Source organism: Ruegeria sp. CI5 (assembly GCF_056536885.1).
The window spans coordinates 739,600-753,101 of sequence record NZ_JBQFQN010000001.1 but is presented as its reverse complement, the minus strand read 5'-3'; the positions used below and the strand labels follow the sequence as shown (position 1 = coordinate 753,101).

Below are 13,502 nucleotides of genomic sequence, written 5' to 3'. Positions count from 1 at the left end.
TTGTTCAAACCAGATGCAGGATTGCGCCTGCTCCTATCATGATGCCCAGCGTCATTGCCAGACCGGTTTTTCTTATGAAAATCAAGAGTCCGGCAAGGGACGTCAATCCAACGGCTGCGATGTCCAAGGTCGAAAAAAACGGAATGGGTAGTGAGATCGGACCAATCTGGACTTCTCCGATGGTTCCAAACAGGACATGCAGTCCGAACCACACCGACAGGTTGAGAATCACACCGACGACCGCCGCGGTAATTGCGCGCAATGCGCCCGACAGTCTTGGTCTTTGTGCTATGACGTCCAAGTAAGGCGCGGCAACGAATATCCACAGGAAGCACGGAACGAAGGTCGCCCACAGCGCAACGACCCCGGCTGCCAGCGCAAGGGACATCCCGCCCGCCAATTGCCCGGCGAGCATGGCGACGAATTGCGTGACCAGTATCAATGGGCCGGGGGTTGTTTCTGCCAGCCCCAGCGCGTCGATCATCTGATCGGTAGAGATCCATTGATAGTTTTCGACGACCGTCTGGGTCATGTAGGCCAGCACCGCATAGGCCCCGCCGAAAGTGACTACTGCCAATCGTGCAAAGAACCAGCCCAGATCGCTTAGCAACGTCTGGTCGGAAAGGGTCAACAACACCAGCGGAGCCAACCAAAGAAACAGCCAGAGCGCTGCGGTCCGCGCGGGCCGAGCCAAGGCGGTATCGACATTCTGCGAAACTGAAGGCTGCTCTGAAGGCTTACGTGAAAAGCCCCAGACAGCCGCGGCCAGAATGATCAGGGGGAAAGGTAGATTCAGAGCGAAGATCGCCAGGAACGCCAGTATCGCAAGAATCCCGGGCTCTGCCCCAGATAGAGTTTTGCGAGAAAGATTGAGCACCGCCTGGAGAACGATCACGATAACCGTGGCCTTGATCCCGAGAAATGCAGCCTGGACCAGGGGAAGGTCTCCGTAGGCAGCATACAGGCCGACCAGCACGGCTATCACCAGCGCTCCGGGCAGAACGAACAGGCCGCCGGCAATCAGCCCGCCCGGCACCCCCCGCAGCCGCCAACCGGCATAGGTGGCCAGTTGCATGGCTTCGGGGCCGGGCAGCAACATGCACAACGACAGCGCGCGCAGAAAGCTCTGCTCATCCAACCATGGCCGCCGTTCGACCAATTCCTGGTGCATCAATGAGATCTGTGCCGCTGGGCCACCAAATGAGAGGAGGCCGATGCGGCCGAACACTAGGACCAGTTCTGACAGTGAGGGGTTCACTACAGGGGATCCGCCCTGCATGCGCCGGTTTCGGCGGTCCTCGGGCGGCTCCATCCGATATTCGGAGCATAGGTGCCGATCCGACCACCAGCGATCATTGGAAATTGCGCAGCCATGGCATGTGCCCCTTTGGATTTGGAGACATGCGAACCCGGGCTGCCGCCGGGCAGGGCGTTCACATGCTGACCCCGTGTGCTCTTGCTACTCGGGGTCAGCACGCGCGGTCAAGAACCGGTTCAGGCCCAGTCCAGCCGTTGCCCTGTCATGCAAACGGGCAAGGTATCCTGCGGGAACTGGCCGAGCTGTTCGAACAGGGAAACGAAGTCGAACTGGTTGTAAGCTTCGACCATCTTGTCACCTTTGAAGCGCGCCATAACTTGGCCTGTGACCTCCAAGGGCGCGCCGTTGTCCGCCCGCGAGGTCCGCACATGCAGAACGGCCGACGCCCAATCGCCGTTTTCGATAATTTTGGGCAAGTCCACCTGGATTTCGCCCAGAACGTGCCGAAAGGCCATGACCAGGTCGCGAAAGTCGTCCGCCCCGACCTGCATTTCGGGTATCAGCCCTTCGGCCATCGTTTCCGGGGCAAAATACTGGTCGATCGCGTCAATATTGCCTTTTTCCCAGACCTCGGAATACCAGGCCCTGAGTATCTCTGAATGAGTCATCCCAACTCTCCTGTCTGTATTCCGCTACTTTGAATGACAGGAGTGAACAGTTTCTGAATGGCGGCCAAATTCGGAGCAAAAACTCAGACAAAATCCAGGGAAATGCAGGTTTCTGTTGCCAGGTACCTGCGAACCCCGCCTTACGCGGCTAGGCGCAAGGACTTAAGTTTCGGTCTGGTTACTGCTTACGCAGCAACTGCAACCGGAGCACGATTGTCATTTGCAATTGTACTGTTTTCGCCGGTAACGGTGGCAGACAGCCGAGACAAAGCTAACCCCTTTAGACGTTCGTCGATCCTGTTTCGGCCCCATGATCCCCAAATGAAGGATGTATGGTGGAGCCGCCGGGTACCGCCCCCGGGTCCGATCCGCTTATTACGAGCGCGTTTATGTCCATAGTCCCGAAGGACAGGATTTATATAGGTGAGGATATTTGCGGATGCAAACCCTCAAAGCGCGGGATCATGGCGATTTTTCCAACCTTTCACGCGGGCTTGAAGAGGTTGGCTGCGATCAGCCAGATCGCCAGCACCAGCTCGATTCCGCCGAAGGTCAACGCTTTGGCCAACGGTGGATTGTCCAGCAGTACGGACACGAACCGACCCAGCGCCGCGCCGCCATAGACCACGCCCAACATCGCGTAGGCCATCGGGTGGTTCAGCCACAATACAGCTATGCCGGTCACGACAAACAGCCCGCCGACCGAGGCCCGCATCTCGCTGAGGCCCATCGTGCTGTTGGTGGGCGCAAGGTCCAGCGAGGCCGCCGTCCAGGCCGGAGCCAGAAAGCCGAACAGGCCAAAGCCGATGGTCAGAAGGGCTGCGATGATGTTGAGTGTTCCGGTCATGGGGGCCTCGCTTTTCAAATGCCTGCCCGTCGAACCTAATCTGTTTCGGGGCAGGGGGAAGACCTCAGATTGCGGCCCAGAGGCCGAGCACCCCCACAAGGATCAGGCTGAGCGCCCAGACCATTTCCAGGTTGAACCAGCTGCGAGACAGAAACTGCAGGCCCAGCCAGCGATAGACCGCGAAGGCCAGCGCACCGCCGCCCAGCATCATAGCGCCCGTATGGACCGCGGCCACAGCCAGAACCAGCAGGCCATTGGTGCCCATGATCTCTGACACGGCTCTGTGGCCGGTATCCAGCTCGTCCAGCCCGCACAGGCCCAGATAGATCGGGACCAGCATCAGCGCCGCACCATGCGCCAGCGCCACCAGAAACGACCACAGCGCCAGCCGGCTGGGCGGTACACGCGCTAGAAACCGTGGGTGGCGCCGGGTGATCGCGATGTAGAGGCCCATAGCGATCACGATCAGGGCCGCTCCAATCCGGATTTCGCGCTGATAGTCTACAAGGATGGTCATCAGCGCAAAGGGCAGCAAAACACCCAGCATCGCCACAAAATGCCCGCCCGCCAGCGCTGCCAACGCGCGCCAGAGAGCGGATTGGCGTTGCTCCATCAATGCCGCCGACACGGCCAACGGCCAGCCCATACCGGGGTTCAACCCGTGATAGGCACCGCTCAGAACAACGGCCAGCCAGAGGCCGGCCGTCGATGTCATCAAGACGTCCAATTCAGACCGAAGGGTAGCAGAAACTGTCGGTGGAGCAGTCTCCTCCCTCAAGCCGGATCTGGTGGCTGCGATACCCTTTCGGGAAGTCCACCCAGAAATCCTTGTCCAGTGTCAGGCCGCCTTTTTCGCCTACATCTGCCTTGACCATCGCAGCGCCGCGATCGCCGGGATAGAATTGGTCATCCCATGTGGAATAGAGCGAATTGGTCCAATAGACGCGTTTGCCGTCACGGCTGATCTCGACCATCTGCGGGCCATAGCCAAAGTCCTGGCCGTTGGGATGCTTGGTCTTCTTGACGATTCCGCCGATCTCGACCTTGCCGGCCAGCTTGGGCTTCATCGGGTCCGAAACATCGTATTGGTGCATTTCACCGGTGCCCCAGCACGCGACGTATAGGTATTTGTCGTCCAGACTCAGATCGATGTCGGTCACCAGCGGCGGTACCGCCGAGAACCCTTTGAGCAGATCGGGAAGATCATCAGGATCAGCGGGTTGCGGGTCGATCGTGATGGTCTTCTTGGCCTCGAAACTGCCATCCTTGTTGCGCCACCAAGTAAAGATCGCGCCCTGAAGATTGGTGGTATCGACCACCACGCCGCAGAACCCGTATTGCTTGACCGGGTCATGCGCCGGCCGGATTTCAAGCGCCATCTGGTGGTTCTCGCCCAGGTCGATGGTCTGGATGTTGGTGCGGTCGCGCAGGTTCCAGAAATGGATCCGGTGGCCATATTTGTTGGACAGAAGATCCTCGGCCACGATCCCGTTCTCGAATTGCGGTGGCAGGCCCCATTCGGAACTGACCATGTAGTCCCGCGGCAAGTTCCACCAGAAATCATAGTGCTTGTCCTGCACGCCGCGCTCGATCTCGTAACGTCCGATGATGTCGAAGGTCTCGCAATCCATGATGAAGATGCCCGGAGGGCCGTCAGTACCATCTGGTCCGCCGCCACCCAAGGTGCTGACATAGATACCTTCGGGTCCGCAATGGATCGTGTGGGGGCGGGAATATCCCGTCTTTGCAAAGACTTCTTCGGGTTCGATGATCTTGTGGATTTTGGCCTTCAGCGGCTCTTTCACGTCAATCACGTAGATCCGGCTGGAACGGATACCGGGGATGATCAAGTACCGGCGCTCAAGAAAAGCGTGGCCGGTCAGCGGAGAGAGGGCCGAGGAACAGGCGTTCCATCCGAAATGGTGAAACTCGTCGCCCTTGTTGGGCATCATCACCTTGTGAACGATCTTGCCATAATCGCCCGAAGTTGGGTCGACATTCACGACGGCCAGGCCATCGGGCTGCGAAAAATCGGGGCTGAGCATCAGGGTGAAGGCCAAGGTCTCGGGCGGGGCCTCCATGGCCATCTTGGCGGATGGATAAAATGTTGGATCCGGTCTTTTGTTCATAACGTCCTCCCGTAAGTCATTGAAAATCAATTTTATTGAGAGCGCCGGTCTTCCCGCCGGATGATGGTCTGCCTGCTCGAGTGTCCTTTCCGTTGATGTGATGCGTCAAGAAGTATTCAGAGTGTCTTCAGGCCGGTTTCCGCCGACGTTCGGCCACATCATGGGCCAGGCGGCGTGTGTAGGTTTCCAGCTCGACCAGAGCGGCGTCGACTGTTTCGGCGTCCTGCGCCTCCAGCGCGTCGGCAATCTTGCTGTGCAGGCGGATGATCTCTTCGCGCGAGCGGGCGGTGAAGGTGATCATGTTCATCAGGGGCTGCATCGCCTCGACCGCTCCGGCCAGTTGATAGGACAGCACAGGGTTGCCCGCACCATCGACCAGCGCCCGGTGAAAGGCCACGTCCGACGCACAGAAGGCCTCATCCGTCAGACCGGGTTGCGCCTGGCGGAAGATTTCCGCGCGCATTGTCGCCAGTTGATCCGCGGTGCGCCGCTGCGCCGACAGGGGCGCGCAGGCCCGCTCCAACGCATAGCGGGCCTCGCAAGCGGTGTCGAAACTGACCTCGTTCATCGACAGCAGCAGCGTCGAAGTCGTGATCTGCTGAGAATAGGCGTCCTGGAAACTCAGCCGGTTGACGAAGGCACCCCCCGTCGCGCCGCGCTGGGTGCGGATTAGCGATTGCGCCGCCAGCCGTTTCAGCGCTTCGCGCACAGTGGGGCGCGACACCTGGAACTGGTCCGCCAGCTCGGATTCCGAGGGCAGGCGCTCGTCCACGATCAGCTCTCCTGATACGATGGCATCGCGGATGGCCTGGGCGATCTGTGCAGACAGGTCGGTGCTTTTCTGAGGATCGATTTTCATATTCTGCAGGCCGCCGTGAAAAATTTATTTGTCTGACATTTAAAAGTCTGACATTTGAAAAGCAAGCACCGAGTCGGGAGGGAACATGAGTCGGGCACTTCTACGCAACGGTTTGTGGCTGGGCTTTTTCGTCCTGATCCTGTGGGCCTGGTGGGTGATGTACACCATGAGCCGCGACATGGGCGTCGATTGGATTGGCCGACCCGGGCCGATGGCCGAAGCGATGCGTGCGATGGATCCCCGCATGGACATGCACATGCCGATGGCCGAGTTCGGCCCGCTGTTCGTGATGTGGGCGATCATGATGGCCGCGATGATGCTTCCGACGTTGGTTCCAACACTGAGAAGCTATGAGGATTTGATCCAAAGCGCCAATGGTACAAGGCTCGGGTGGGTCGGCGTTCTGTTGGGTTATTTCGTGGTCTGGGCCGGGTTCGCCGCGTTGATCACAGGTTTTCAGCTGGCGTTGCTGTTCGGAGGCGTGATCGACATGCTGGGCATTGCCAAATCTCCGCTCTTTGCTGCCGGTCTTCTGATCGCCGTCGGCGCCTTTCAGTTCACCCGAGCCAAGGAGGTGTGTCACGGGGTGTGTCATGCACCCATGACCTATTTCCTTGGACACTGGCGCACCGGGTTCTCTGGCGGTCTGCGCATGGGGCTGGGGCTTGGCGCCTTTTGTGTCGGCTGCTGCTGGGGGTTCATGGCGCTTGGCTTCGTCGGAGGCGTGATGAGCCTGCTGTGGATGGGCTTGGCGACCCTGTTCATGGTGTTGGAGAAATTGCCCCAGATCGGTCATGTTCTGACACGGCCGCTGGGTTTCGCTTTGATTGTAGGTGGCCTTGGGCTGCTGATCTACCCAATTGCATACGGAGGATAAGCCGATGGCAAAAAACAGAAAACCCGATGCCGACAAGCTGCCGGTCAGTCAGCGAATTGACAGCCGGATGCCGAATCCCAAGCGCCGAGAGATGAGCCCGACGGACTGGGCCATCAAGGGTGAGCTTATCCTGAACTGCTCCTGCGACGTGTTCTGCCCCTGCGTGGTTTCGCTTGGGGCTCATCCTCCGACCGAAGGGCATTGTCATGCCTGGATGGGCGTGATCATCGACGAGGGACACTATGAAGGTGAGGACTTGTCGGGTCTGAACGTCGGTCTGCTGGTCGATATTCCCGGCCGGATGGGCGAAGGCCAGTGGAAGGTTGCCGCTTACGTGGATGAGCGCGCAAGTGGCAAGGCGTACAACGGTCTGCTGCAGATTTTCAGCGGGCAGGCCGGTGGAACCACTGGGCTGTTCACGATGCTGGTGAGTGAAATTATCGGCGCCGAGCGTGCTCCGGTGCAGATCGAGCGCGACGGCAACAAACGCCGCATCGTCATCGGCCGCAAGATCCAGGGTGAGATCGAGATGCTGGCAGGCAAAGACCCCGAACATCCTGTCATGGTTTCGAATTCCAAATATTGGATGGGTCCGGACATCATCGTGGCGCGTGGCACCAAGTCGAAGGTGCGCGACTATGGTCGTGTCTGGGATTTCGGCGGCAAATCGGCCGAAATCTGCCCGATCGACTGGCACGGACCCAAGTGATGATCACCGGCGCCTATGCTCGGCAGATGGCCCGCTATAACCGCTGGCAGAACAGCCAGTTGGCGGGTTTTCTTCAAGAGCTTTCTCCCGAGGAGTTGACCCGGGAACGCGGTGCGTTTTTCGGGTCGATCCTGGGGACTGCCAGCCATCTGCTGTGGGGCGACTGGATTTGGATGTCGCGGTTCGACAAAGGTCCGGGGCCTGAAAGCAATCCGCACCGCAAGGGCGGCGGTATTCACGAAAGCGTCCACCTGTGCTCGGATCTGGCGCACTGGCTTCCACTGCGCGAGACCATCGATGCGCGGATCGATGCATGGGTTGAAACACTGGGCGACGAGCCAATCTCGGGACCGTTCACTTGGTATTCCGCAGCAAAAGAAGAAGACATTACATTACCTTACGCCGTGTGTGTGATGCATTTATTTAATCATCAAACGCATCACCGGGGACAAATCCACAAAATGCTGACCGAGGCCGGGTCTGGGGCTCCGGTCAGTGATCTCGTTTTCTTGCCCGAGGAGGTCTAAGTGCCACAGATTTCTTTGTCGCGCCGTCTGCGGCGCACGCCGTTCTCTGACGGGGTCGAGGCGGCCGGTGTCAAAGGCTATACCGTGTACAACCGGATGTTGCTGCCGACGGTGTTTGAAAGTGTCGAGGCCGACTATCGGCATCTCAAGACCCATGTGCAGGTCTGGGACGTGTCATGCGAGCGGCAGGTCGAACTGCGAGGCCCCGATGCCGCGCGGCTGATGCAGATGCTGACCCCGCGCGACCTGCGCGGCATGTTGCCGGGCCAGTGCTACTATGTGCCGATCGTGGACGAAACCGGGGGGATGCTGAACGATCCCGTGGCGGTGAAACTGGCGGATGACCGCTGGTGGATTTCGATCGCAGACAGCGATTTGCTGTTGTGGGTCAAAGGCTTGGCCAACGGATATCGACTGGATGTTCTGGTGGATGAGCCGGACGTTTCGCCTTTGGCGGTGCAGGGACCCAAGTCGGATGACCTGATGGCGCGGGTCTTTGGCGACCGGGTGCGTGATATCCGCTTCTTCAAGTTCGACATGTTCCAGTTCGAGGGGCGTGATCTGGCGATTGCGCGGTCGGGCTATTCCAAACAGGGCGGGTTTGAGATCTATGTCGAAGGCGGCGACGTCGGCATGCCCTTGTGGAATGCGCTTTTCGCCGCCGGAGAGGACCTGCAGGTTCGGGCGGGCTGCCCCAACCTGATCGAGCGGGTCGAGGGCGGGTTGCTGTCTTACGGCAATGACATGACCGATGACAACACGCCCCATGAATGCGGGTTGGGCAAGTTCTGCAACACGCATACGGCCATTGGCTGCATCGGGCGGGATGCGCTGTTGCGGGTGGCCAAAGAGGGGCCGGTTCAGCAAATCCGTCCGATCGCGATTGAGGGAGACGCGGTGCCCCACTGCGATCGGCCGTGGCCGGTCTATGGCGGCGGCAAGCGTGTGGGCCAGGTGACCTCGGCTACCTGGTCGCCGGATTTTCAAACCAACGTGTCGATCGGTATGCTGCGGCTGAGCCATTGGGATCCGGGAACGCAGGTCGAAGTCGAAACGCCGTCTGGAATGCGGACTGCAATCGTGCAGGACAAGTTCTGGATTTGAGCCGGGAAGGGCGCGCGGGACGCGCCCGGGAAGTATTTGGGCCAGATGAGAAATCGCTCGGGCCACGGTCAATGAAAGGAATTGGAATATGTTCAACGCTTTGGTGATGGAAAAGGACGAGGAAAGCGGACTGGCCAGCCCGGTGATCAAGCAGATCTCGGAAGATGACTTGCCGCATGGTGAAGTACGTGTGGCCGTCGAGTTCTCGACCGTCAACTACAAGGATGGTTTGTGCATGTCGCCCAAGGGCGGCGGTCTGGTCCGAAATTATCCGCATGTGCCCGGGATCGACTATGCCGGAACTGTCGAAGAATCCTCGGACGACCGGTACAAACCCGGCGACAAGGTCGTGCTGACCGGTTGGCGCGTGGGTGAGGCGCATTGGGGCGGATACGCCCAGAAGGCCAGCGCGCTGGCCGATTGGCTGGTGCCTCTGCCCGAGGGGTTGAGCACGCGCCAGGCCATGGCCGTGGGAACTGCCGGTTTTACCGCGATGCTGGCGGTGATGGCGCTGGAAGATCACGGTCTGACGCCCGACCGCGGACCGGTTCTGGTAACCGGTGCAGCCGGGGGCGTCGGCTCGGTTGCCACGGCGATCCTGGCCAATCTGGGATATGAAGTTGCGGCTGTGACCGGGCGCCCCGAAACCGAAGGCTATTTGAAGGCACTTGGTGCGACGTCGATCGTGCCGCGTGACGAATTGAACGAAACCACCAAACGTCCGCTGGAAAGCGAAACCTGGGCGGGCTGCGTTGATGCCGTCGGAGGCGCAATGCTGGCGCGCGTTCTGGGTCAGATGAAGTATGGCGCGTCGGTGGCAGCGGTCGGTCTGGCCGGTGGCGCGGGCCTGCCGGCGACCGTCATTCCATTCCTGCTGCGTGGGGTCAACCTGTTGGGAATCGACAGTGTGATGCAGCCGTTCGACAACCGACTGCGGGCCTGGCAGCGGGTGGCTTCGGATCTGCCGATGGACAAGCTGGAAGCGATGATTCAGCCGGCCACTCTGAATGATCTTCCGAAGCTGGGTGCCGACATCCTAAACGGTCAGGTCAAGGGGCGCGTGGTCGTTGACCTGAACGCCTGAGCCTTGGTTTTTTCTGTGCCAGACCGGCCCGCCACAGGGCCGGTCTTTTTTGTCCGGGGGATTGGATTTTTCGCGGAAACAACTCTGGTCATTGCCACATTTCCCGATCATGATTGCTATACATCCCAGGTGCGATGGCGTAAGAGCCATTCCAACATCACCTGAAGACGGGGAGTGAGCAGCATGTCTGACGATTTTGAACTGGACACCGATGATCTGAAACGCCGCATGGATGGCGCGATGGCCAACCTCAGAACCGAATTCGCGTCGCTGCGCACCGGGCGTGCGTCGGCTTCGATGCTCGAACCGGTTATGGTGGATGCCTATGGGTCGATGACACCGATCAACCAGGTCGGCACTGTAAACGTTCCCGAGCCGCGCATGGTCACCGTGAATGTTTGGGACAAGTCTTTGGTCGGCAAAGTGGAAAAGGCGATCCGGGAAAGCGGACTGGGCATCAACCCGCAGCTGAATGGCACGATCATCATGCTGCCGATCCCCGAGCTGAACGAAGAGCGCCGCCGCGAGCTGGGCAAAGTGGCCGGGCAGTACGCCGAACACGCCCGCGTTGCCATTCGCAACGTGCGCCGCGATGGCATGGATCAGATCAAGAAAGCCAAGGCCGACGGCCTGTCGGAAGACGATCAGAAGTTCTGGGAAACCGAGGTTCAGGAACTGACCGACCAGATGATCAAGGCCGTGGATGCGGCCCTTGAGGCCAAGCAGGCCGAAATCATGCAGGTTTGAGCGCAAGCCATGCCCGCTGATCCCCAAAACGAGCCCCCCTGTGGTCCGCGTCACGTGGCCATCATCATGGATGGCAACGGTAGGTGGGCCCAGGCGCGCGGCCGGCCACGGCTGTACGGGCATCACGCCGGTGCCCGTCGGGTGCGCGAAGTGGTCGAAGCCTGCCCGGGGCTGGGGATCAAGTACCTGACGATTTTTGCCTTCTCGACGGAAAACTGGAAAAGGACCCAGGTCGAGGTTGCCGGTCTGATGAGCCTGTTCAAGCGCTACATCATCAAGGAAACCCGAACCCTGGCCCAAAACGGTATCCGTGTCCGATTCATCGGCGACAGGGTGCGGCTGGATGCCAAACTGATCGAGTTGATGGACACGTTGGAGCGCGAGACGGCCGACAATGACCTGGTCCACCTGACCGTCGCTCTCAACTATGGTGGTCGGGACGAAGTGGCCCGGGCGACCAAGCGACTGGCGCGGGACGTTGCCGCAGGCAACCTGCGGCCCGAAGATGTCGACGAGGAAACGCTGCCCAGATATCTGGACACGCGCGTCCTGCCTGACCCCGATCTGGTCATTCGCACCAGTGGCGAGGCGCGGATATCGAATTTCCTTCTCTGGCAATCCGCTTACTCGGAATACGAATTCATCGACACGCTCTGGCCCGACTTCACCGCGGCCGAGCTGGCACGGCTGTGCAAGAGCTTCGGGTCGCGCGAACGACGGTTCGGAGCAGTTCCGGCATGACGGACGGCCGATGGTCCGACCTCACCACCCGGGTGTTGTCTGCCCTGGTACTGGTCGCTATTGGAGCGGTCGAGGTTTGGCTGGGCGGACTATGGTTTGAGACATTTGTTGCCGCCGCGTGCGGTCTGATGACCTGGGAACTGGTTCGCATGATCGATTCCGATCGGATGGGCGTCGCAGTTCAGTTGGGAATCCTGACCGGCGTTGCCGTCATGCTTAGCTATCATGTTCCGCCGCTCTACAAACTGCCCTTTCTGATCGCGCCCGCACTGGTCGGGGCAGGGCAGGTCGCGCACTCGCGCGGGATCTACGTGCTGTTTGCCATGTGGATTGCCTGTGCGGGTTACGGGTTCATCCAGATCCGCGAGACGATGGGGTTTGGCTGGATGGTTTGGTTGATCCTGGTCGTCGTTGCCACGGACGTAGCTGGTTACTTTGTGGGAAAGACGTTCGGTGGCCCGAAGTTCTGGCCGCGCGTCAGCCCCAAGAAGACCTGGTCGGGCACGGCGGGCGGCTGGGTGGCGGCCGCACTGGTGGGCGCAGCCGTTGCCGCGTATGCCGGATTTGGCTACCGGTTTGTTTTGGTTTCGGTCCTGGCCTCGATGGCCAGCCAGGCCGGCGATATCGTGGAAAGCGCCGTCAAGCGGCGGTTCGGGGTCAAGGATAGCTCGAACCTGGTGCCGGGGCACGGCGGTTTTCTGGATCGATTTGACGGCATGATGGGTGCATCGCTGATGGTTCTGATCGCGTCACTGGTCTATTCGCCCGGGGAAATCTGATGCGAAAGGTTTCGATATTCGGCGCGACCGGATCGATCGGCCAGAATACGATCGATCTGATTGCGCGGGCCCCGGAGGATTACAAGGTTGTCGCCGTCACCGGCGGGGCGAATGTCCGGCAACTGGCGCAGGACGCCCGCCGGCTGGGCGCTGAAGTGGCAGTAACCGCCTTTGACCAGCATCTGGATGATCTTCGTGATGCATTGTCCGGCACAGGGATCGAGGCTGCCGCGGGCGCAACCGCGCTGATCGAAGCGGCCGCTCGCCCGGTAGACTGGGTCATGTCCGCCATTGTTGGCTCGGCCGGTTTGGCGCCGGGACTTGAGGCGTTGAAGCAGGGCGCGACCCTGGCCTTGGCAAACAAGGAAACGCTGGTGTGTGCCGGCCCGCTTGTTCTGGAAACCGCGGAACGCCATGGCGCGCGTCTGCTTCCTGTGGACAGCGAGCATTCGGCGGTCTTTCAGGCGCTTGTGGGTGAAGACATGGATGCGGTCGAGCGCATCATCATCACTGCCAGCGGCGGCGCCTTTCGTGACTGGCCGGTCGAGAAGCTGGCCGGCGCTACGGTCGAGCAAGCTTCGAGCCACCCCAATTGGGACATGGGTCAGCGGATAACGATCGACAGCGCCTCGATGTTCAACAAGGCGCTGGAAGTAATCGAGACCAAAGAGTTTTTCGGGATCAACCCTGACCGGATCGAGGTTGTGGTTCACCCGGAATCCATCGTGCATGCTCTGGTCGGATTTCGCGATGGCGCAGTGATGGCGCATTTGGGCGCGCCTGATATGCGGCATGCGATAGGCTATGCGCTGCATTGGCCGGAAAGGCGCGACCTGCCGGTGCCGCGCCTGGACCTGGCCAAGTTGGGCCAGCTGCGTTTTCGTGATCCGGACCCGGCGCGTTACCCGGCCCTGCGGCTGGCCCGCGAGGTCATGCAACGCGGTGGCCTGTCAGGCGCGATCTTCAACGCCGCCAAGGAGCGTGCGTTGGATCATTTCATCGGTCAACGCATCGGCTTTCTGGACATGACCGACGCCGTGGCCGCCGTTCTGGGCCGTTTCGACGATGCAGGAGGCCTTATTGATGCCCCTTTGACCCTTGATAACGTCCTGAAAACGGACCATCTGGCACGTCAATGGGTGGATGACGCCGTACTACGAAGAGCAGGATAGA

General features: G+C 60.1%; 15 protein-coding genes and 1 other RNA gene. 9 read left to right on the top strand and 7 right to left on the bottom strand.

The genetic code is table 11. From position 1 onward, the window contains the following. Window positions 1–4: 4 nt before the first annotated feature. The 7 genes from chrA to ACR0BA_RS03760 form a co-directional block, all read right to left on the bottom strand. Window positions 5–1,279, bottom strand: coding sequence for a chromate efflux transporter (gene chrA / locus ACR0BA_RS03790; RefSeq protein WP_480726503.1), 1,275 nt, complete (start codon window positions 1,277–1,279; stop codon window positions 5–7). Between the two features lie 215 nt (window positions 1,280–1,494). Then, window positions 1,495–1,926, bottom strand: a complete 432-nt coding sequence (locus tag ACR0BA_RS03785) for an ester cyclase (protein ID WP_093961996.1) — start codon at window positions 1,924–1,926, stop codon at window positions 1,495–1,497. 101 nt (window positions 1,927–2,027) lie between these two features. Further along, window positions 2,028–2,375: a transfer-messenger RNA gene (gene ssrA, locus ACR0BA_RS03780) on the bottom strand. A 35-nt stretch (window positions 2,376–2,410) separates the two neighbouring features. Next, window positions 2,411–2,773, bottom strand: coding sequence for a DUF4345 family protein (locus ACR0BA_RS03775; RefSeq protein WP_170339292.1), 363 nt, complete (start codon window positions 2,771–2,773; stop codon window positions 2,411–2,413). A 64-nt stretch (window positions 2,774–2,837) separates the two neighbouring features. Next, entirely contained in the window at window positions 2,838–3,488 is a 651-nt protein-coding gene (locus ACR0BA_RS03770) for a hypothetical protein (protein ID WP_170339290.1), read from the bottom strand. A gap of 13 nt (window positions 3,489–3,501) precedes the next feature. After that, window positions 3,502–4,902, bottom strand: a complete 1,401-nt coding sequence (locus ACR0BA_RS03765) for a selenium-binding protein SBP56-related protein (RefSeq protein WP_480726502.1) — start codon at window positions 4,900–4,902, stop codon at window positions 3,502–3,504. Between the two features lie 127 nt (window positions 4,903–5,029). Continuing rightward, entirely contained in the window at window positions 5,030–5,761 is a 732-nt protein-coding gene (locus ACR0BA_RS03760; RefSeq protein ID WP_005983321.1) for a FadR/GntR family transcriptional regulator, read from the bottom strand. Between the two features lie 85 nt (window positions 5,762–5,846). On the opposite strand from ACR0BA_RS03760, the gene ACR0BA_RS03755 reads away from it, so the two are divergent. From ACR0BA_RS03755 to dxr, 9 genes are all read left to right on the top strand, one after another. Beyond that, window positions 5,847–6,638 (top strand): DUF2182 domain-containing protein, encoded by a 792-nt coding sequence (locus tag ACR0BA_RS03755; protein WP_480726501.1) that lies wholly within the window; start codon window positions 5,847–5,849, stop codon window positions 6,636–6,638. Between the two features lie 4 nt (window positions 6,639–6,642). Next, on the top strand, window positions 6,643–7,347 hold the full coding sequence (locus tag ACR0BA_RS03750) for a DUF1326 domain-containing protein (RefSeq protein WP_093962001.1): 705 nt from the start codon (window positions 6,643–6,645) through the stop codon (window positions 7,345–7,347). Next, window positions 7,347–7,874 carry a DinB family protein gene (locus ACR0BA_RS03745; RefSeq protein ID WP_170403223.1) on the top strand — a complete coding sequence of 176 codons (528 nt, stop codon included), beginning with the start codon at window positions 7,347–7,349 and terminating at the stop codon, window positions 7,872–7,874. The genes ACR0BA_RS03750 and ACR0BA_RS03745 overlap by 1 nt, the downstream gene beginning before the upstream one ends. After that, entirely contained in the window at window positions 7,875–8,978 is a 1,104-nt protein-coding gene (locus ACR0BA_RS03740) for a dimethylsulfoniopropionate demethylase (RefSeq protein ID WP_170403220.1), read from the top strand. A gap of 88 nt (window positions 8,979–9,066) precedes the next feature. Continuing rightward, entirely contained in the window at window positions 9,067–10,062 is a 996-nt protein-coding gene (acuI, locus tag ACR0BA_RS03735; protein WP_170338698.1) for an acryloyl-CoA reductase, read from the top strand. A 183-nt stretch (window positions 10,063–10,245) separates the two neighbouring features. Then, window positions 10,246–10,809: a ribosome recycling factor gene (gene frr, locus ACR0BA_RS03730; RefSeq protein ID WP_170338696.1), complete on the top strand. Its 564-nt coding sequence runs from the start codon at window positions 10,246–10,248 to the stop codon at window positions 10,807–10,809. A 9-nt stretch (window positions 10,810–10,818) separates the two neighbouring features. Continuing rightward, window positions 10,819–11,550, top strand: a complete 732-nt coding sequence (gene uppS / locus ACR0BA_RS03725; protein WP_480726498.1) for a polyprenyl diphosphate synthase — start codon at window positions 10,819–10,821, stop codon at window positions 11,548–11,550. Then, entirely contained in the window at window positions 11,547–12,329 is a 783-nt protein-coding gene (locus ACR0BA_RS03720; protein ID WP_480726497.1) for a phosphatidate cytidylyltransferase, read from the top strand. The genes uppS and ACR0BA_RS03720 overlap by 4 nt, the downstream gene beginning before the upstream one ends. Next, a complete protein-coding gene (gene dxr / locus ACR0BA_RS03715) occupies window positions 12,329–13,501 on the top strand; it encodes a 1-deoxy-D-xylulose-5-phosphate reductoisomerase (RefSeq protein ID WP_170586605.1) in 1,173 nt (390 codons plus the stop codon). Before ACR0BA_RS03720 ends, dxr begins: the two co-directional genes overlap by 1 nt. The last annotated feature ends 1 nt before the right edge of the window (window position 13,502 follow it).